General features: G+C 70.5%; 18 protein-coding genes. 7 read left to right on the top strand and 11 right to left on the bottom strand.

The window, feature by feature from the left end:
- Positions 1-207 precede the first annotated feature (207 nt).
- Together C6Y14_RS05925 and C6Y14_RS05920 are read left to right on the top strand one after the other, a co-directional pair.
- Positions 208-987, top strand: a complete 780-nt coding sequence (locus tag C6Y14_RS05925; RefSeq protein ID WP_107015432.1) for an enoyl-CoA hydratase/isomerase family protein — start codon at positions 208-210, stop codon at positions 985-987.
- A 64-nt stretch (positions 988-1,051) separates the two neighbouring features.
- Entirely contained in the window at positions 1,052-1,714 is a 663-nt protein-coding gene (locus C6Y14_RS05920) for a flavin reductase family protein (RefSeq protein WP_107015431.1), read from the top strand.
- Between the two features lie 6 nt (positions 1,715-1,720).
- On the opposite strand, the gene C6Y14_RS05915 is transcribed toward C6Y14_RS05920, so the two are convergent.
- Positions 1,721-3,091, bottom strand: coding sequence for an MFS transporter (locus C6Y14_RS05915; protein WP_107015430.1), 1,371 nt, complete (start codon positions 3,089-3,091; stop codon positions 1,721-1,723).
- A 71-nt stretch (positions 3,092-3,162) separates the two neighbouring features.
- Between C6Y14_RS05915 and C6Y14_RS05910 the strand changes: the two genes are divergently transcribed.
- A complete protein-coding gene (locus C6Y14_RS05910; RefSeq protein WP_107015429.1) occupies positions 3,163-4,152 on the top strand; it encodes a GlxA family transcriptional regulator in 990 nt (329 codons plus the stop codon).
- Positions 4,153-4,318: 166 nt separating this feature from the next.
- On the opposite strand, the gene C6Y14_RS05905 is transcribed toward C6Y14_RS05910, so the two are convergent.
- The 3 genes from C6Y14_RS05905 to C6Y14_RS05890 form a co-directional block, all read right to left on the bottom strand.
- Positions 4,319-5,368 (bottom strand): Zn-dependent alcohol dehydrogenase, encoded by a 1,050-nt coding sequence (locus C6Y14_RS05905; protein ID WP_107015428.1) that lies wholly within the window; start codon positions 5,366-5,368, stop codon positions 4,319-4,321.
- 4 nt (positions 5,369-5,372) lie between these two features.
- Positions 5,373-6,515, bottom strand: coding sequence for an acyl-CoA dehydrogenase family protein (locus C6Y14_RS05900; RefSeq protein ID WP_107015821.1), 1,143 nt, complete (start codon positions 6,513-6,515; stop codon positions 5,373-5,375).
- Between the two features lie 206 nt (positions 6,516-6,721).
- Positions 6,722-7,630, bottom strand: coding sequence for an SDR family oxidoreductase (locus C6Y14_RS05890; protein WP_107015427.1), 909 nt, complete (start codon positions 7,628-7,630; stop codon positions 6,722-6,724).
- Between the two features lie 101 nt (positions 7,631-7,731).
- Here C6Y14_RS05890 and C6Y14_RS05885 point away from each other — a divergent pair, with 101 nt between their 5' ends.
- Positions 7,732-8,658: a cyclase family protein gene (locus C6Y14_RS05885; RefSeq protein ID WP_107015426.1), complete on the top strand. Its 927-nt coding sequence runs from the start codon at positions 7,732-7,734 to the stop codon at positions 8,656-8,658.
- Between the two features lie 488 nt (positions 8,659-9,146).
- Here C6Y14_RS05885 and C6Y14_RS05880 read toward each other — a convergent pair whose 3' ends face one another.
- From C6Y14_RS05880 to C6Y14_RS05860, 4 genes are all read right to left on the bottom strand, one after another.
- Positions 9,147-9,665 carry an ATP-binding protein gene (locus C6Y14_RS05880; RefSeq protein ID WP_199854668.1) on the bottom strand — a complete coding sequence of 173 codons (519 nt, stop codon included), beginning with the start codon at positions 9,663-9,665 and terminating at the stop codon, positions 9,147-9,149.
- A 516-nt stretch (positions 9,666-10,181) separates the two neighbouring features.
- A complete protein-coding gene (locus C6Y14_RS05870; RefSeq protein ID WP_107015424.1) occupies positions 10,182-11,099 on the bottom strand; it encodes an acyl-CoA dehydrogenase family protein in 918 nt (305 codons plus the stop codon).
- A gap of 3 nt (positions 11,100-11,102) precedes the next feature.
- Positions 11,103-12,257, bottom strand: a complete 1,155-nt coding sequence (locus tag C6Y14_RS05865; protein ID WP_107015423.1) for an acyl-CoA dehydrogenase family protein — start codon at positions 12,255-12,257, stop codon at positions 11,103-11,105.
- Positions 12,257-13,456 (bottom strand): amidohydrolase family protein, encoded by a 1,200-nt coding sequence (locus C6Y14_RS05860; protein WP_107015422.1) that lies wholly within the window; start codon positions 13,454-13,456, stop codon positions 12,257-12,259. The genes C6Y14_RS05865 and C6Y14_RS05860 overlap by 1 nt, the downstream gene beginning before the upstream one ends.
- 151 nt (positions 13,457-13,607) lie before the next feature.
- Between C6Y14_RS05860 and C6Y14_RS05855 the strand changes: the two genes are divergently transcribed.
- Positions 13,608-15,119 carry a class I adenylate-forming enzyme family protein gene (locus C6Y14_RS05855; protein ID WP_107015421.1) on the top strand — a complete coding sequence of 504 codons (1,512 nt, stop codon included), beginning with the start codon at positions 13,608-13,610 and terminating at the stop codon, positions 15,117-15,119.
- Here the strand turns inward: C6Y14_RS05855 and C6Y14_RS05850 are convergent.
- Both C6Y14_RS05850 and C6Y14_RS05845 read right to left on the bottom strand, forming a co-directional pair.
- The gene (locus C6Y14_RS05850) at positions 15,098-15,610 is read right to left on the bottom strand and encodes an EF-hand domain-containing protein (protein WP_107015420.1); all 513 of its coding nucleotides are present in this window, start codon (positions 15,608-15,610) and stop codon (positions 15,098-15,100) included. The genes C6Y14_RS05855 and C6Y14_RS05850 overlap by 22 nt on opposite strands.
- 162 nt (positions 15,611-15,772) lie before the next feature.
- Positions 15,773-16,147 (bottom strand): STAS domain-containing protein, encoded by a 375-nt coding sequence (locus tag C6Y14_RS05845; RefSeq protein WP_107015419.1) that lies wholly within the window; start codon positions 16,145-16,147, stop codon positions 15,773-15,775.
- Positions 16,148-16,528: 381 nt separating this feature from the next.
- On the opposite strand from C6Y14_RS05845, the gene C6Y14_RS05840 reads away from it, so the two are divergent.
- Both C6Y14_RS05840 and C6Y14_RS05835 read left to right on the top strand, forming a co-directional pair.
- Positions 16,529-17,104, top strand: coding sequence for a sigma-70 family RNA polymerase sigma factor (locus C6Y14_RS05840; RefSeq protein ID WP_107015418.1), 576 nt, complete (start codon positions 16,529-16,531; stop codon positions 17,102-17,104).
- Positions 17,101-18,339, top strand: coding sequence for a maleylpyruvate isomerase N-terminal domain-containing protein (locus C6Y14_RS05835; protein WP_107015417.1), 1,239 nt, complete (start codon positions 17,101-17,103; stop codon positions 18,337-18,339). The genes C6Y14_RS05840 and C6Y14_RS05835 overlap by 4 nt, the downstream gene beginning before the upstream one ends.
- Before the next feature lie 189 nt (positions 18,340-18,528).
- Here C6Y14_RS05835 and purU read toward each other — a convergent pair whose 3' ends face one another.
- Positions 18,529-19,380 carry a formyltetrahydrofolate deformylase gene (gene purU, locus C6Y14_RS05830; RefSeq protein WP_107015416.1) on the bottom strand — a complete coding sequence of 284 codons (852 nt, stop codon included), beginning with the start codon at positions 19,378-19,380 and terminating at the stop codon, positions 18,529-18,531.
- Between the last annotated feature and the right edge of the window lie 68 nt (positions 19,381-19,448).

Genomic DNA, 19,448 nt, shown 5'->3' with positions numbered 1-19,448 from the left:
TTGCCTTTAGGGGCGCGGGGAACGGCGCGGCCAACCCCCACCGACCCCGCACCCAACACACCACCGACAGGCCCCACCCCCTCAGGGGCGCGAGGAACGGCGCAATCTTTTGCCTTTGGGGGCGCGGGGAACTGCGCGACAAGCCCCCACCGACCCGCACCGGCCCCCCACCGGACCCGCACCCACAAACCCACCCCCGGAGCCCCCATGATCACCCACACCCTCGAAAAGAACGTCTCCTGGATCACCCTCAACCGCCCCGCCGTCATGAACGCCATCACCCCCGAGCAACGGGAAGAGCTCATCCACCTCCTGAAGACCGCGTCGGCAGACGCGACCACCCGCGCAGTCGTCCTCACAGCCACCGGCAAGGGCTTCTGCACAGGCGCAGACCTCCGCGGCGGCCCACCCCCCGAGGACCGCCTCCCAGGAGACGTGTCCCGCGTCATAAAGGATGGCGCCCAGCGCCTCATCGCCGCAGTCCTGGACTGCGAGAAACCGGTGATCGCCGCAGTGAACGGCACCGCGGCCGGCCTGGGCGCCCACCTCGCCTACGCCTGCGACCTGATCCTCGCCGCGGAATCGGCCAGATTCATCGAGGTGTTCGCCCGCCGTGGCCTCGTCCCCGACGGCGGCGGCGCCTATCTCCTCCCTCGTCTGATCGGTCTCCACCGGGCGAAGGAGCTGATGTTCTTCGGCGACGCCCTCACCGCCGTGGACGCCCACCGCCTCGGCCTGGTCAACCGCGTGGTCCCGGACGAGGATCTGGAGAAGACTGCCCGCTCCTGGGCCGAACGTCTCGCCACCGGCCCCACCCGTTCCCTGGCCTTCACCAAGCAGTTGGTGAACGCTTCCCTGGACTCCGGCCGCGCCACCGCGTTCACCGCCGAGGCCTCCGCCCAGGAGATCAACATGACCACTTCGGACGCCACAGAAGGCGTAACGGCGTTCGTGGAGCGCCGCCCCCCGAACTTCACGGGCCACTGAACACCGCCGAACGCCGGCGCAGGCCTTCCCATCTGACGCCCCGTCACCTTCAATGGACGGTGTGATGGGACACGCAGGAATGGCCGCGGCAGCCGTCCGCTACCTGAGGTCGGCCGGAGAGCCGATGACCGCGGGACCGGTCGAACCGCTCCCGCGCCCGGACCTGCGGGCGGTCGGCGACGACGAACGCGCACCGGTCGACCCGGCCGAATTCCGCCGCGTACTGGGAAACTTCGCAACGGGCGTCACCGTCATCACAGCCCCGGCTCCGGCCACCGCCCCGGACACCACCCCTGCCGGCTTCGCCTGTCAGTCCTTCGCCGCGCTCTCCCTCGACCCGCCCCTGATCGCGTTCATGGTCGCGCGCACGTCCACGACCTGGCCGCGTATCGCCCGCGCGGGCGTCTTCTGCGTGAACGTCCTCGGCGCGCACCAGGGCGACCTGTGCCGCCGCTTCGCGGTGAGCGGCTCGGACAAGTTCGCGGGGGTCGCCCACGAGCCGTCGCCGGTCTCCGGTTCGCCCCGTCTGTCCGGCGTCACGGCGTGGATCGACTGCACCGTCCACGCGGTCCACCCCGGCGGCGACCACCTGATCGTGGTGGGCAGGGTGAACGCCCTGGGCACACCCGACCCCGCCCCCGACCCCGGCCCCGGCCCCGCCCCCGAAGGCAACGGCGACGCCCCCCTCCTCTTCCACCGCGGCGGCTTCGGCCACTTCACGCCCTGACACCGTCTAGGACCGAGCCGCGTTCGGGGCGAGCGCGACCTCCCCCGGCACCACCCCGCGCCGGATCACCAGCGCCATCAGCGCCGCCACGGCGCACAGCGCCCCGGAGGCGTACCACATGACGTTGTACGAGCCGAAGGCGTCGCGGGCCACACCGCCGAGGAAGGCGACCAGTGCCGCCCCGACCTGGTGGGAGGCGAGGACCCACCCGAAGACGATGGCGCTGTCGTCGCCGAACCGGTCGCGGCACAGGGCGATGGTGGGCGGGACGGTGGCGACCCAGTCGAGCCCGTAGAAGACGATGAAGAAGACCATCGGCGGATGCACCGAGGGGCCGAGCAGCAGCGGGAGGAAGAGGAGCGAGACACCGCGCAGGGCGTAGTAGACCGCCAGCAGCCGGCGCGGGTCGAAGCGGTCCGTGAACCAGCCGGAGGCGATCGTGCCGACGACGTCGAAGACCCCGATGACGGCGAGCAGCGAGGCCGCCGCCGTGATGGGCATGCCGTGGTCGTGGGCGGCGGGCACGAAGTGGGTCTGGATCAGGCCGTTCGTCGAGGCGCCGCAGATCGCGAAGGTCCCCGCGAGCAGCCAGAAGGGCCCGGTGCGCGCTGCGGAGAAAAGGACGTTCAGCGCTCGGCGCGCGGCTCCCGGCACGGGCGGCGGCTTCTCGACGAACTCGGTCGCCCCGTACGGCTTGAGGCCCACGTCCGCCGGATGGTCGCGCAGCAGCAGCCAGACGAACGGCACGACCGCGAGCGCCGCCAGGGCCACGGTCACGGCGGCCGGGCGCCAGCTGTGCTCCGAGACGATCCACGACAGTACGGGCAGGAAGATCAGCTGGCCGGAGGCCGAGGCGGCGGTGAGGATGCCGGTGACGAGGCCGCGCCGCTCGGTGAACCAGCGGTTGGTGACGGTCGCGGCGAACGCGAGGGCCATCGAGCCGGAGCCCAGGCCCACGAGCAGCCCCCAGCACAGCAGCAGCTGCCAGGCCTCGGTCATCCACACGGTGGCGCCGGAGCCGACCGCGATCACGACGAGCGCGAGCGCGACGACCCGCCGGATGCCGAACCGGTCCATGAGCGCGGCGGCGAACGGCGCCGTCAGCCCGTACAGCGCGAGGTTGACGGAGACCGCGAGCCCGATCGTGCCGCGCGACCAGTCGAACTCGTCGTGCAGCGGGTCGATCAGCAGGCCGGGCAGGGAGCGGAAGGCCGCCGCGCCGATGATCGTCACGAAGGTGACGGCGGCGACGAACCAGGCCCGGTGCACGCGTGTACGCCGGCGACGCCCGACCCCGCCGGTTCCGGGATCCTGGCTGCCGGCTTCGGGGTCCCGCACGGGTGCCGTCTCGCTCGCGGCGTCGGTTGTCTGGGTCACGTCACCGAGCTTCCGTCCTCGGCCCTCCCCGAACGAGTGGCCCGAAGGACAGCATTCGCTAGGATCGGGCCATGGGTACGAACAGGCCGGACTCCCCGCCCCCTCGGCACCGCGTCGTCGTCCTCGCCCTGGACGGCCTCCTCCCCTTCGAGCTGGGCATCCCGCAGCGCATCTTCGGACGCGCCAAGGACGCCCGGGGCCGCAGCCTGTACGAGATCGTCACCTGCTCCGTCCGGCCGCCGGGCCCGGTCAGGACGGACGCCGACTTCTCCGTCCTGGTCGAGAACGGCCCGGAGGCCCTGGCCACCGCCGACACCGTGGTCGTCCCGGCCTCGTACGAGCTGGGCCCGGTCCACGACGAGGGCGTGCTCACCGAGGAACTGGCCGCGGCCCTCGCCCTGGTCCGGCCGGGCACCCGGCTCGTCTCCATCTGCACGGGCGGGTACGTGCTGGCCGCCGCCGGGCTGCTCGACGGGCGCCCGGCGACCACGCACTGGGCGTCCGCCGAACACTTCCAGCGCCTCTTCCCGAAGGTGCGGGTCGACGCGGACGTGCTGTTCATCGACGACGGCGACGTGCTGACCTCGGCCGGGGTCGCGGCGGGCATCGACCTGTGCATCCACATCGTGCGCCGCGACCACGGGACCGCTGTCGCCAACGAGGTGGCCCGGCGCACGGTGGTGCCTCCGCACCGGGACGGAGGGCAGGCCCAGTACATCGAACGGCCCGTGCCCGAACCGCAGTTGGCCACCACGATCGGGGCACGCGCGTGGGCGCTGAGCCGGTTGCACGAGCCGATCCAGCTGCGGGACATGGCCGCGCAGGAGGCGATGTCGGTACGGACGTTCACGCGGCGGTTCCGGGAGGAGGCGGGGGTGAGCCCCGGCCAGTGGCTCACGCAGCAGCGGGTCGAACGGGCCCGGCATCTCCTGGAGTCCACGGACCTGTCGATGGACCAGGTCGCGGCGGACGCGGGGTTCGGCACGGCGCAGTCGATGCGTCAGCACCTCCAGTCGGCCCTGGGAGTAACCCCCACGTCCTACCGCCGAACATTCCGCTGACCCCCACGCACCTCCGCCCCCGCATGGGGGCTACGCCCCCTCGCCCCCATTGCGCAGTTCCCCGCGCCCCTAGGTACCCACCCCCTAGGGGCGCGGGGAACGGCGCAATCTTTTGCCTTTAGGGGCGCGGGGAACTGCGCAATCATTGAGCCCCGCCCCCACGTTCCTAGAACGTCAATACAGCCCGGGCTGCAAGCCCGAGACGCGCGTCAGCGACCGCCTTCTCGAACTCGTCCACCCCATACGTCTCCGTCACCAGCTCATCCAGCAACAACCGCCCCTCCCGATACATCTCCGCATACAGCGCAACATCCCGCTGCGGCCGCGAAGACCCGTACCGGCACCCCAGAATCGACTTGTCCAGGTACATGGACGAGACGAGGAAGGACGCCTCGGCGCCAGCGGGCGGCACGCCCAGCAGCACCGCCTGCCCTCGCCGGTCGAGCAGATCGACGGCCTGCCGTACCAGCTCCACCCGCCCCACGCACTCGAAGACATGATCCGCCCCCGTCGGCAGGACGTCCCGCACCCCCTCCACGGACGTGAAGAAGTGCCCGGCCCCGAACCGCCGGGCCACCCCCTCCTTCGCCGGATTCGAATCCACGGCGATCACGGTCAGCGCTCCGGCGATCCGCGCGCCCTGGATCACGTTGAGCCCGATCCCGCCCGTCCCGATGACGACCACGCTGTCCCCGTGCTCGACCCGCGCCCGGTTCAGGACGGCTCCGACTCCGGTCAGCACCCCGCATCCGATCAGCGCGGCGGACGCCATCGGGATGTCCTTGGGGATCCGTACGGCCTGCACGGCCTTCACCAACGTCCGTTCGGCGAAAGCGGAGTTGGACGCGAACTGGTACAGCGGCTGCCCGTCCCGCAGAAACGGCCGCTGCGGCCTCCCGATGGCCTTGCGGCACATGGTGGGCCGCCCCCGGTCGCACGCGGCGCACGCGCCGCAGTTCGCGAGCGTGGACAGGCAGACATGGTCACCGGGCTCCACATGCGTGACGCCCGCACCCACCTCCGCCACGACACCCGCGCCCTCGTGTCCGAGTACCACGGGTACGGGGAAGGGGATGGTCCCGTCCAGCACGGAGAGGTCGCTGTGGCACAGCCCCGCCGCCGAGACCGCGACGAGCACTTCCCCGGGCCCCGGATCCCGTACCTCCAGGTCGTCCACCATCTGAGCCTGCTTGCCGTCGAAGACCACGCCCTTCATGACCTCAGCCCTTCGCTTCCCTGGGAAGGCCGAGCACGCGCTCGGCGATGATCGTGCGCTGGATCTCGTCCGAACCGCCGTAGACGGTGTCGGCGCGGCTGAAGAGGAACAGGTGCTGGAGAGCGTCCAGTTCGTAGGGCGTCTCGGCCGACCAGTCCGTGGGGCCGACCGCGGCTCCGGCCCCCCGCACCCGCATGGCCAGTTCACCGAGCCGCTGATGCCAACGCCCCCACATCAGCTTGGCCACACTGGGGGCGCCGCGGTCCGCCGAACTCCCCAGCGTGCGCAAGGCGTTCCACCGCATGGTGCGCAACTCGGCCCACTGGCGTACGAGCAGGTCGCGGACGACCGGGTCGTCGGCCGCCCCCGTGGCGACGGCCGCCTCCACCACCTGCGCCAACTCCTGAGCGAAACCGACCTGCTGGGCCAGTGTGGAGACTCCGCGTTCGAAGCCGAGCAGGCTCATGGCGACCTGCCAGCCGTTGCCCTCGCCGCCGACGAGATGTTCGACGCGTGCGTGCGCCCCGTCGAAGAAGACCTCGTTGAACTCGCTGGTCCCGGTCATCTGCCGGATCGGCCGTACCTCGATCCGCCCGGGCTGGTCCATCGGTACGAGCAGAAAGCTCAGCCCGCGATGCCGCCGCGACCCCGCCTCCGTACGCGCCAGCACGAAACACCAGTCCGCCTCGTGCGCCAGCGAGGTCCAGATCTTCTGCCCGCTGATCCGGTACCCGTCGGCCTCCCGCACGGCCTGCGTACGGATCCCGGCGAGATCGGACCCGGCCCCGGGCTCGCTGTACCCCTGGCACCACAGCTCGTCCCCGGAGGCGATGGGCGGCAGGAACCGGTTCCTCTGCTCCTCGCTCCCGTGCGCGATGAGCGTGGGAGCCAGCAGCTTCTCCCCGATGTGCCCACTGCGCGCAGGCGCCCGGGCCCGCGCGTACTCCTCGGCCCACACGACCTGCCGCCCCAACCCGACAGCCCGATTCCCGTACCCCTCCACCCCCCACCCGATCCCGATCCACCCACCGGCCCCGAGCGTCCGCTCCCAGCCTCTGCGATCCCGGGCGCCCCCCAGATGCTCGGCGAGCCACCGCCGAACCTCCCCCCGAAACGCCTCGTCCTCCGCGGTGACCCCAAACTCCATGAACCCCTCCACCACCTACCGCCCGACCCACCCAGGGGCGCGGGGAACGGCGCAACCAACCACAGCCGACCCGCACCCAGTGCCTTTAGGGGCGCGAGGAACTGCGCAACCAACCACAGCCGACCCGCACCCAGTGCCTTTAGGGGCGCGGGGAACTGCGCGACCAGCCACAACGCACCCGCACCCACCCACCCACGTCAGCCCCCCTACGTCGCCCCCCTCGCGGCCCGAGCGGCCCGCTCCATATCCCCCACCCGCGCAAGCAACGGCATCGGATCCACCCCCACCGCCCCCGGCAAGAAGTCAGCAATCCGCTCAGGCGTCCACCCCCCTTCCGCATACCCGGAACGGAGTTCCCGCGGCTGAGCCCACACCGCGATCTTCGGCCCCGCGACGGTGTACACCTGCCCGGTGATGCCCTCCTCCCGGGCCCGCCCGGACAGCAGGTACACCACGAGCGCGGCCACATCCTCCGGCTCACCGATCTCCGTCAGCTCCATCGGCACGTTCGCGGACATCCGCGTACGGGCGACGGGCGCGACCGCGTTGGCCGTCACCCCGTACTTGTGGAGCCCGAGCGCCGCGCTGCGGACGAGCGAGATGATCCCGCCCTTCGCCGCGCTGTAGTTGGCCTGCGAGACGGACCCCTGGTGGTTGCCGCTGGTGAACCCGATCAGCGTGCCGGAACCCTGCCGCCGCATCACGGCCGAGGCCGCACGGAACACGGTGAACGTGCCCTTCAGGTGCGTGGCGATGACCGGGTCCCATTCGTCCTCGGACATGTTGAAGAGCATCCGCTCGCGCAGGATGCCCGCCACGCAGACGACTCCGTCGAGCCGCCCGTACGTCTCCAGGGCCGTGTCGACGATCCGCTGTCCGCCCGCCATGGTGGAGATGTCGTCGGCCACGGCGACCGCTTCCCCGCCGGCCGCCCCGATCTCCTTGACGACGGCGTCGGCGACCGTACTGCTCGGCTCCGAGCCCTCGATGGAGACGCCGTAGTCGTTGACGACGACCCGTGCGCCCTCGGCCGCGGCGGCCAGTGCCACCGCGCGTCCGATGCCCCGGCCCGCCCCGGTCACGGCGACGACCCCGCCTTCCAGGAAGTTCCCCACGTCCCGGCCCCTTCCCGCAGTTTCTGACGGTCCGTTAGATTTGCTACGGCTCAGATTCTACGACCCGTCAGATACCTGGAGACAAGCCCCGGGGAGTACTCATGTCACTGCCGGCCGAGTTCCACGAGATCGCCAAGCGCGTGAACAACTGGGGGCGTTGGGGTGCCGACGACGAGATCGGCACCCTGAACCTGATCACCGACGAGGTCGTGCGCGAGGCCGCCGCGAGCGTCCGCACCGGCCGCCGCGTACCGCTCGCACTCCCCCTGCGTCAGGACGGCGTGCAGACGGGGATGATCCCGGGCCGGGTCGATCCGCTGCACACGATGGTGCAGATCAACCAGGAGCTGTTCGGCCCCGGCACGATCGCGTGCAGCGACGACGCCGTGACGATGGGCCTCCAGGCGGCCACCCACTGGGACGCGCTCAGCCATGTCTCGCACTCGGGCCGGCTCTACAACGGCCGCCCCGCCGGCACGATCACCGCGCACGGGGGCGCCGAGTTCAACGGCATCGACAAGCCCCGGCACATCGTCTCGCGCGGCGTCCTGCTGGACGTGGCCCGCGCACGCGGCGTGGAGCGCCTGGACAGCGGGCACGCGGTGACCCCGGAGGACCTGGAAGCGGCCGAGGAGCTGAGCGGCACGAAGGTCGGCGCGGGCGACGTCGTCCTCGTACGCACCGGTCAGATCCAGCTGCTCCTCGCGGGCGACAAGCAGGGGTACGCCTTCCCCTCACCCGGCCTGTCCGTGCGCACCCCGGAGTGGTTCCACGCCCGCGATGTCGCGGCGGTCGCGAACGACACCCTCACCTTTGAGATATTTCCTCCCGAGATAGAGGACTTGTGGCTGCCCGTCCACGGCCTCCACCTGGTGGAAATGGGCATGCTCCAGGGCCAGAACTGGAATCTCGAAGAGTTGTCCACAGCCTGTGGAGAAGTCGGCGGCTCTACGTTCCTGCTGTCGGCGATGCCCGAACCGTTCACCGGCGCCACGGGAACCCCCGTAGCACCGGTCGCGATCCTCTGAAGAACCCAGAACCCAGAACCCGGCACCCGGCCGCCCGGTCACCACGGGCCGGACCGCCGGGGGCCGGCTGGCGGCGCGTCTCCCCCACGGACGAACCGCACCCGGGCGAGAGGTGCCCCCACCCCACCCCGGGCGCGGCATCGCGCGCCGCCATCCGGCTCTCCGGCGCGCCTGCCCCTGGCCCCGCAGGAGCCGACGCCGAATCGCGATCCGCGCTCGCCGAGGACTCCCGTCACCGAAGGCCTCGACGTCCCCTCACGGCGAATCACTGAACACAAGCGTGACGAAACGGACACGCGCCGTCAACACCTGTTCGGGGATTCATGCCATTAGCGCCTTTTGTGACGCGCACGAACGGAAGCACGGCCCGGCGCACTCGGCATCACCGGACGCCCGGACTCCGGACTCCGTGCCATCCGTGCGCCAGCGGGCGCACCCGTGCCCGAGCGCCCGCTCCCGCGTGACGAGCCCCAGCAGGGTGCCGGCGCCTACACGGCCTCGTACGCCAGATCCCCGTAGACCACGGGAGCTGCCACCGAGGACACCACCGGCGCCGCGTCGCATCCCGTGACAAGAGTGGTCGCCGACGAACATCGGTCCACCTCGCACCAGATGCGCTTCCCGGCGCCCTCGGCGCTCCAGCCCCACCGGTCGGCGAGGCCGTCGACGAGTGCGAGGCCGCGGCCGTTGGTGTCGTCGCCGTCCGCGCAGCGCGGGCGCGGAGCCCGGGTGCTGGCGTCGACGACCTCCAGGCGGACGGTCGCGACGACCTCTCCCACGGCCCGCTCACCGGCTGTCGGCGCGCTCGCCGCGTCCGGCACGAACAGCCGCAGGACGGCGGGGCGGCCGGTGTGCACCACGGCGTTGGTGACCAGCTCCGAGACGAGCAGGATCAGCGTCTCGGCCAGTGGCTCATCGGCCTCTATCCCGGAACCCGCGAGCCGCGAACGCGCCCACCTCCGGGCTCGCCCCACCTCCGCGGGGTCGGGCCGGATCTCCAGCTGCACTTGAAGCACCTGCACCGCTCACACCATCCGAACCGGCGGACACATCGCCTCGCGCCTCGCAAGGGCCACGATCGTGGTCAGAAAAGGGCTCACGGAACGTGATTCCCTCAGGAGACAGCATGGTTGACGTTCAGTCACCCCAACAAGCGCTTCGGGCATATTCCAGCGCGAAGGAGTACGCGTGCGGCATACTGTGCGACGCTCGCCACGGGGAGTCGAACAGGCAGGAACGGTCCTGCTTCCTGCCCTGCGAGCGGCGCGCATCGCCGGATCCGGGACTGCCCCAGGGGCAACACCGTGATGGCCCGGCCTCAGAACCACTCGCATCCCACACAAGGTACCGGAGCAGGCCGCCGACTCCAGGCCGTGACGAGTCACGCGTAGGACACAACCCGATATCAACGCTCGGTAATTCCGGTATGCCACGTTCCGCGACTTCCGTCCCCTCGGGCCGTTCCCGGCGCTCTCCCGCATGCCACGATCGGCGTCATTCGAAAGCGCCCGGCCCCCGGCGGCTCACGCCCCGGACCGCGCCGCCGACGTCAGCAGATCCTCCGCGAGCGCCTCCTCGGCCGCCGCGGCGCCCTCCCCGCGACGGGCCCGCGACCAGGCCCGTTTGAGGTGGAGATGGACATCGGACTCCCAGGTGAATCCCATCCCGCCGTGCACCTGGAGGCAGTCGCGGGCCCCGCGCTCGGCGGCCTCGTCGGCCAGCAGCCGGGCCGCCGCGATGTCCAGCGGATCGCCGGTGACGGCCGCCGCGTACACCGCCGCACGGGCCACTTCCACCCGCACCAGCATCTCCGAGCACAGGTGTTTCACCGCCTGGAAGGCCCCGATCGGCTGCCCGAACTGCTCACGGGTCCGGGCGTGTTGCACGGCCAGCGCACAGGTCCACGCGGCCGAGCCGAGCTGCTCGGCGGCGGTCAGCAGGGCGGCGACCGGGTCGGGAGGCGCGGCGCGGGGCACCCGGTGCAGGGGCGTCAGCGGATCGACGGACCGCAGGGCGACGGCTCCGCCCACGTCTCCCCGTACGACGTCCGCCTCGTCCAGCCATTCGACGAGGCTGCCGTCGACGGCGGCGACGACACACGTGCCGGTGGCCGCGCCGGGCACCTCACCGGCCGCGAGGTGGGTGGCCACGAGCGGTCCCGGCAACAGCGCCCGGCCGGCCTCCTCGAAGGCGAGCACCGCCTCGGGCAGCCCGAGCCCGACCCCGCCCCGCTCCTCCGGCAGCCGCAGCGCGAAGAACCCGGCCTCGCCCAACTCACGCCAGAGCGCCCGATCGAGCCCACCGACAGCTCGCCGACCCGCGGAGCCCCCTCCTCCCGGGCCCACGGCGGCCCGCAACCGCTCCCGCCCGAACCGCCGCACCAGCAACTCGCGCACCCCGGCCCGTAACGCCCGTTGATCATCCGTGAGTTGGAAGTCCACCGGTCACCGTCCCTTCGGGAGGCCCAGGATGCGCTCGGCCACGATGTTCCGCTGGATCTGCGAGGTCCCGGCCGCGATGGTGTACGAGAGTGACGACAGCCGGTCGACCGTCCACTCCCGGCCCAGATCGAGCGCCTCGGGGCCCAGCACCTCGGCCGCCGCGTCGTACAGCTCCTGCCGCGCCTGCGAGTACCGCAGCTTGAAGACGGAGCCGCCCACACCCGGCACCCCACCGCCGCGCTCGGACTCGCTCACGTTCCACTGCGTGAGCCGCCACAGGGCCCGGAACTCGGCGTTGAGCCGGCCGAGCCGACGGCGCAACGGCACATCGTCCCACCGGCCGTTCTTCCGGGCCTCCCGCGCCAGTTCGCCGAGCACCCGCCGGCAGGCGACCACCTCGCCCACGAAGGCGGTGCCGCGTTCGAAGGACAGGGTCACCATGGTCACGCGCCAGCCGTCGTTCTCCTCACCGACCCGGTTGGCGACGGGCACCCGCACCTCGTCGAGGAAGACCTCCGCGAACTCCGCGGACCCGGCGAGCGTACGAAGCGGCCGCACGGTGATGCCGGGCGCGTCCATCGGCATCGCCAGCCAAGTGATCCCCCGGTGCTTCGGCGCCTGTGCATCGGTCCGCACCAACAGCTCGCACCAGTCGGCGACTTCGGCGTGCGAGGTCCAGATCTTGGAGCCGCTGACCACGTAGTCGTCGCCGTCCCGCCACGCGCGCGTGCGCAGCGACGCCAGGTCGGACCCGGCGTCCGGCTCGCTGAACCCCTGGCACCACACCTCCTCGCCCCGCAGCACGGGCGGCAGCCACCGCGCCCGCTGCCGGGCGCTCCCCTCGGCGGCGATGGTCGGCCCGGCATGCAGCAGCCCGACGAAATTAGCCCCTACGTAGGGCGCGCCCGCCTTCTCGGTCTCCTCCAAAAAGATCAGATGGCGGGTCGGCGTGGCACCACGCCCCCCCGCATCAACCGACCAGTGCAACCCCGCGTACCCGGCGTCGTACAGCAGCCGCTGCCACCCGAGGTCGTACGCGCGCCGGCCCGGCCAGTCGTCGGCCGAGGGCTTGGCCGGCAGCCCCGGAAGCACCTCGCCCAGCCACTTCCGCAGCCGCGCCCGGAACTCCTCGTCCTCGGCGGAGTACGAGAGATCCATTACCTGTCGCGGTCCAGGTCGAGGCCCAGCATGCGGATGGCGTTGCCGCGCATCAGCTTGTAGACGGTCTCGTCGTCGAGGCCCTTCACATGGTCGAGGGCGACTTCCTTGGTGTGCGGGAAGGTCGAGTCGACGTGCGGATAGTCGGTCTCGAAGGTGGCGTTGTCCCGCCCCACCACGTCCAGCGAGGCGACCCCGTGCTTGTCACGGAAGAAGCAGCAGAAGATCTGCCGGTAATAGTAAGTAGAAGGCGGCTCGGGAATCAGATCCCGCACCCCGCCCCAGGCCCGGTGCTCCTCCCACACGTCATCGGCACGCTCCAGCGCGTACGGGATCCACCCCATCTGCCCTTCGCTGTAGGCGAGTTTGAGTCGGGGGAACTTCACGAGCACCCCGCTGAACAGGAAATCCATCATCGAGGCCATGGCGTTGTTGAAGCTCAGGGACGCCTGAACAGCAGGCGGGGCGTCCGGTGACGCGGCGGGCATCTGACTGCTGCTGCCGATGTGCATGTTGACGACCGTGCCGGTCTCCTGGCAGACCGCGAAGAACGGGTCCCAGTACCCGGAGTGGATGGACGGCAGCCCCAGATGTGTCGGTATCTCCGAGAACGTCACAGCCCGCACCCCCCGCCGCGCATTGCGCCGGATCTCGGCAACGGCGAGGTCGATGTCCCAGAGCGGAATGATGCACAGCGGGATCAGCCGTCCCCCGCTGCCCCCGCACCACTCCTCGACCATGAAGTCGTTGTAGGCGCGCACGCAGGCCAGCGCGACCTCCTTGTCGTGCGCCTCGGCGAAGGTCTGCCCGCAGAAGCGCGGGAAGGTGGGGAAGCACAGGCTCCCCTCCACGTGATTGGCGTCCATGTCCTTGAGCCGCTCGACCGGATCCCAGCACCCGGGCCGCATCTCCTCACGGGTGATGCCCTCCAGCGTCATCTCGTCCCGGTCGAACCCGACGGCGGCGATGTTGCGCTTGTACGGGAATTTCAGGTCCTCGTAGATCCACCAGTCGGTCGGCGGCCCGTCCGGATCCATGGTGATCCGGTACTTGCCGGCCACGTACGCCAGCTCGCCGATCCCGGCCGTCAGCGGTTTCGGCCCGCGGTCCCGGTATTTCCTCGGCAGCCAGGTCTCGAAGAGGTGGGCGGGCTCGATCACATGGTCGTCGACGCTGATGATCCGAGGCAGTTCGGTCATGAGTCCAGCCCTCTCCGGCGGCAAATCTGATGACCCGTCAGAAGGCAGGCTAGCCCCGCACCCCTGGACCGACAAGGCACAGACGCCTACGCTCTCCACCCGACCTGACTACCCGTCAGTTCCCTTTGCCGCAGCGATGAGGAGCACGGGCATGCCCACGGACACCGCGCACACACTCGACACCTCACGCACCTTCTGGGAACTGGTCGAACGCCGCGCCGCACTCACCCCGGACCGCCCGGTCCTCCTCCAGGAGGACCGCACCCTGACCTTCGAGGAGCTGCGCGCCGGCGCCGAACGGACGGCGGCGGGCCTGCACGCCATGGGCGTACGCCCCGGAACAGTGGTCGCCTGGCAGCTGCCCACCCGCATCGAGACCGTCGTCCTCGCGATGGCCCTGACGCGACTCGGCGCGATCCAGTCCCCGATCATCCCCTTCTACCGCGACCGCGAGGTGTCCTTCGCGCTCCACACCTCACAGGCGGAGTTCTTCGCGGTCCCCGGCACCTGGCGCGACTTCGACCACACCGCCATGGCCGAACGCATATCCGCCCGCGGCACCTTCGAGGCGTACGCCGCCCTCCCCACCGGCGACCCCGCGTCACTCCCCGCCCCACCCGGCTCCGGGACGGACGTGCGCTGGATCTACTGGACGTCCGGCACGACATCGGACCCCAAGGGCGTCCTGCACACGGACCGTTCACTCATAGCGGGCGGCAGCTGCCTGGCCCACGCTCTGCACCTCTCGGAAGCCGACACGGGCTCGATCGCGTTCCCCTTCGCCCACATAGGCGGCCCCGACTACCTGGTCATGCTGCTGCTGTACGGGTTCCCGGCGGTCCTCTTCGAGAAGTTCGCACTGCCGGACGCACTGGAGGACTACCGCAAGCACGGGGTGACGGTGGCGGGCGGTTCGACGGCGTTCTACTCGATGTTCCTGGCGGAACAACGCAAGCAGCCGGACACCAGACTCATCCCCACCCTGCGCCTCCTGGCCGGCGGAGGGGCGCCGAAGCCTCCCGAGATCCACCACGCGGTCGTACGCGAGATGGGCGTCAAACTCACCCACGGCTACGGCATGACAGAGGTCCCGATGATCACCATGGGCTCCCCGGACGACACGGAGGAGAATCTGGCGACGACGGAGGGCAGACCCCCACCGGGCATGGAGATCCGCATCACGAACGACGAAGTACGCCTGCGCGGCGAAGCGGTCTGCGCGGGCTACCTGAACCCGTCCCACACAACGGAGGCCTTCGACGACGACGGCTTCCTGATCACGGGGGACCTCGGCCACCTCACCCCCACCGGCCACCTGGTCCTGACGGGCCGCCTGAAGGACGTGATCATCCGCAAGGGCGAGAACATCAGCGCCAAGGAGATAGAGGACCTGCTGCACGGCCACCCGGCCATCACCGATGTCGCCGTGATCGGCCTCCCCGACGCGAAGCGAGGAGAAAGAGTCTGCGCGGTGATCGAGCAGACCACCGGAACCACACCCCTCACCCTTGCCGACGTGACGGCCCATCTGCGCGCGGAAGGACTGTCCCCCCACAAGCTGCCGGAGCAACTGGAGGTGGTGGACGCCCTTCCGCGCAACGAGACACTGCGCAAGGTGCTGAAGTACCGGCTCAGGGAGCGCTACTCGGGCACGGTGAAGTAACGGGCGAAGGCGCTCACGATGTCGGGCTCGGTGACGACGCCGTCGGCGTCCGAGTCGAGAGCACCGGCCGCGGTGGCGGCGGTGTCCCCGGGCACACCCAGAGCCTTGAGAATCCGCACGGTCTCATCCAGCGTCACGGAACCGTCCCCGTCGCCGTCCGCGACGGCGAGCGCCGCGTCCAGGAAGGGGCGGGCGATCTCGGCGAAGCGCTCCGGGTTGTCGCGCAGCCGCTTCACGGCCCCGTTCACGAACTCCTCGCGGGTGATCCGCTGGTCGCCGTCCCGGTCCGCTATGCCGGCCATGCCCTGCCAGAAGGCCTCCGCGCCGATGTACAGGGCCTGACCCTTGTCGCAGCGGGCCGTCGTGCCGAACTCGGCGAGCAGCGCCTTCGTCGCCGCGTTGAAGTCCTCGCGGTCGATATAGCCGTTGCCGTCCTGGTCGAAGCCGGCGAACCGGGCGGCGATCTTCCGCTCGTACTCGGTACTGACCATGTCTTTCGGGCCGCCTTACCTCACGTGGGTGCGTCTGGCAGGAGCGTACGACGACCAGCACCCTCGCGGAGCCGGAAAACGACGCTTGCGCCAAGACCGGGGAAAATCCGCGACAACGCCGTCACGAACACACCCAACGACCTTCCCCCTGTATGACGGGAATCACGCCGAAAGGGAACTCGCCTCATCGTCCACCGCGGCGTCGACATCGACATACGCGTCGAAGAGCCTGCGTACACCGAGGGCACCCAGCACCCGGTTCACATGGGACCCGTCCTCGGCCCCCTGCGCGGGGAGGATCACCCGCAGACGCCCCTGACAGGACCGGATCAGCCGCCGCGAGGCGATGAGCACACTCACGCCACTGGAGTCGCAGAACAGCACCCCGGACAGATCGAGCACCACATCCCGCCGCCCGTCGGCGACGGCCTCGTGCACCCGCTGCCGCAGCACGGGCGAGGTCACCAGATCCATCTCACCCGAAACCCGCACGACGGCCCAGCCGCGCTGCTCGCCTTCGGTCACCCTGAGCGTCACGCGTCTGTCCCTCGCTAGACGATGCCGAACCCGGAAACGGAAGCCACAACTACGCTTCCCTGCTGCGTGGCTGCCCCACCCCCGCGCCGCGAAACACGGAATACCGAATCGAAACGCACCCCACACGACCGCTTCCGATCAACCAGCCGCAGACCCGGCCACCCCAATCACCACAATCCACCCCACCCCTCAACCCAAAGTATCAATAGCCACACACACCGCAACAATCCCCCTACCACCCCGCCCCCTCCCCGGGGCGCGCATTGCCACAAAGGGGCGTGCGTCACCGCGGGTGCCGACTACATTCGTGAGGAGACCGGAGAGGAGAATCCGGTGGACACGGGCACAGGCGCACGGCACGAACAGGGGCGAGGGGGCCGCATGGCCAGGAGGGACACGCCACCCCGCTGGGACCGCAAGATGCAACAGCGGCTCGCACGGGGGGAGGCCGCCGCACTCGGCGAGCTCTATGACCGCTTCGCTTCACTCGTGCACGGTCTCGCCCATCGCGTCCTCGGAGACGAGCACGCGGCCGACGCCATCACCCGCGAGGTCTTCGCCCGCGTCTGGGAGAACCCCGAGTCGTACGACCCCAAGCAGGGCCCCCTGCGCTCCTGGGTCGCCACCCTGACGCACCGCCTCGCCGTACAGCGCCTGCGCACCACGGAGACCGCCGCACTGGCCCAGGACGGCACGGACGACACCGACGAACTGGAACGCAAGGTCCGCCGCGCCTCGGTGGCGGCCCGCGCCGACTACATCGTGACGTCCATGCCGACCCCACTGCGCACCGCCCTGGAACTCGCCTACTTCCAGCGCCGCGACTACCGCCAGACAGCCGCGGACCTGGGCGTCACAGCGGACGAGGCCCGCCGCCGCCTGCGCCTCGGCCTCCAACTCCTCTCCACGGCCCACGACACACCAGGAACACCCCCCGCCCAAGGGGGCACAAGGTGAACAGCGCAAACCCCGAGCCCAACGACGACCAGCACCCCCCACGCATCCCCATCCCCCGCACCTCCATAGAGGACACAGGCCTCCCCCTCCCCACCCAAACCCCCACCTCTCCCCCTCCCCCTCCCCTCATCCTCGAACACCGGGTGCTGAAGGCGCTGCTCGGTGCCTGGGCGCTGGCGGCCAGCTCGCCCGAGGAGACGGCAGCGGTGGAGGACCATCTGGGCGACTGCGGCGCCTGCGCGGACGAGGCCCTGCGCCTACGTGAGGCGGTCGGCCTCCTGCACCCGCCGGAAACCCTCGACCTGGACCCGGCCCTACGCACCCGAGTCCTGCAGGCCTGCCTGACCCGCCGCCCGCCCCGCATCCCGGTGCCCTCCTGGGCCACCCCGTACGACGCGGAGACCGCCCGCCTGGACGCCCTGCTCCAGGACATCGGCGACGCCGAGTGGCACGCCCCGGTACGACTGCGCTGGTTCGACGGCAAGGAACCCACCAGCCGGCGCACCACCGTCGCCGGAGTGATCGCCCACCTCCTGACCGTGGACGGCCTGGTCGCCGTCACCCTGGGCCTGGAAGACCCCCTGGAAACCCGGACGGACACCCCCACACCCGCGGCCCGCACCGAGGCCTTCTGGCGCGCCGCCCACTTCCCCCCGACCCGCTCCGTACGCGGCCCCTGGCGCGAGCAGTCCCACAACCTCGTCCGCACGGTCGCCTTCGCCGGCGGAGGCTCCGGCCGCCTCCCCGTCCCCTACGGTGACTTCGAACTTCCGCTCCGGGACTCCATGCTGGACCGGGCCTTCGAGACCTGGGTCCACGCGGGAGACATCGCCGACGCGGTCGACTACCCCTACGAGCCGCCCTCGCCCCGCCATCTGCACGCGATGATCGACCTGGGCGCCCGCATGCTCCCCTCGGCCCTGGCCGCCCGCCGCCAGGCAGGCCTCGCGGCCCCCGGCGAAACCCCCCACCTGGTCCCGGCCGGCACCCCCGGCCGCAGCCTGCGCCTGGAGATCGAGGGCCTGGGCGGCGGCGAATGGCTCATCCCGCTCGACTCCCCCGGCGCCCTCGCCTCCCCCGACCGCGAGGTGGCCCACGTGGCCCTGGACGGCGTGGAGTTCTGCCAACTGGCAGCGGGCCACGTCTCCCCCGAAGAAGCAGCGGCAGGCCAATCGGGCGACCGAGAGGCAATCAGAGACGTCCTGTTCGCAGCAGCATCACTGAGCCGCATGTAACAGACAGCAGCCACCCCCGGACGCGCACCCGCACGAGACCGGAGGGGGCCGGGGCGACGTGTCCGCCCGCAGCGGCCGGCGCGTCCACCAGGGTCCCCTCAAAAACAAACCACATCGCGCCGGACCGAGGACGGACACGTCGCCCCGGCCCCCGCCACCCCCTCACAGCGGGCGCGGCAGCCAAAAGCCTCAGTCAAAGACGACGGTCCGCCGCCCGTTCAAAAGAATCCGCCGCTCCGCATGCCACTTCACGGCCCGGGCGAGCGCCTGGCACTCCACATCCCGCCCCACAGCCACCAGCTGCTCCGGCGTGACCTGGTGCCCCACCCGCTCGACCTCCTGCTCGATGATCGGCCCCTCATCAAGGTCGGCCGTCACATAGTGAGCGGTGGCACCGATCAGCTTCACACCCCGCACATGCGCCTGGTGATACGGCTTGGCACCCTTGAAGCTAGGCAGGAACGAGTGATGAATATTAATAATTTTCCCACTCAACTGCTTGCACAGATCATCCGAGAGCACCTGCATGTACCGAGCCAGCACAACCAGCTCGACACCCTGCTCCCGCACCAACTCCAGCACCTGCGCCTCAGCCTGCGGCTTGTTCTCCTTGGTGACCGGAATATGCCGAAACGGCACGTGGTACGACTCCACCAGCTCGGCGAACTCCGTGTGATTGGACACCACAGCCGCGATCTCGACAGGCAACGCCCCGATCCGCGCGCGGAACAGCAGATCGTTCAGGCAGTGCCCGAACTTGCTGACCATCAGCACGACCCGCATCTTCTCGTCGGCGCGGTGGATCTGCCAGTCCATCTGGAAGGAGTCACCGATCGCCGCGAAGCTCGCGCGCAACTTGTCCACCGTGACGGGGGGCTCCGCGGAGAAGTGGACGCGCATGAAGAACAGTCCCGTGTCGTGGTCACCGAACTGCTGGCTGTCCTCGATGTTGCAGCCGGTCATGAAGAGGTAGCTCGACACGGCGTGCACGATGCCCTGCTTGTCGGGGCAGGAGAGCGTCAGGACGTACTGGTCGTTCATTTCGCCAGGGTCCCACAAAGGTGTGGCCCCCTAGGCACCAGCCCGAATCCCGGACTTCGCGCAGTTCC

This window comes from Streptomyces dioscori (assembly GCF_003024195.1).
Classification (GTDB): domain Bacteria; phylum Actinomycetota; class Actinomycetes; order Streptomycetales; family Streptomycetaceae; genus Streptomyces; species Streptomyces dioscori.
Note: the sequence above shows the minus strand (reverse complement) of the source record. Positions and strands in the feature narration are given on the sequence as shown.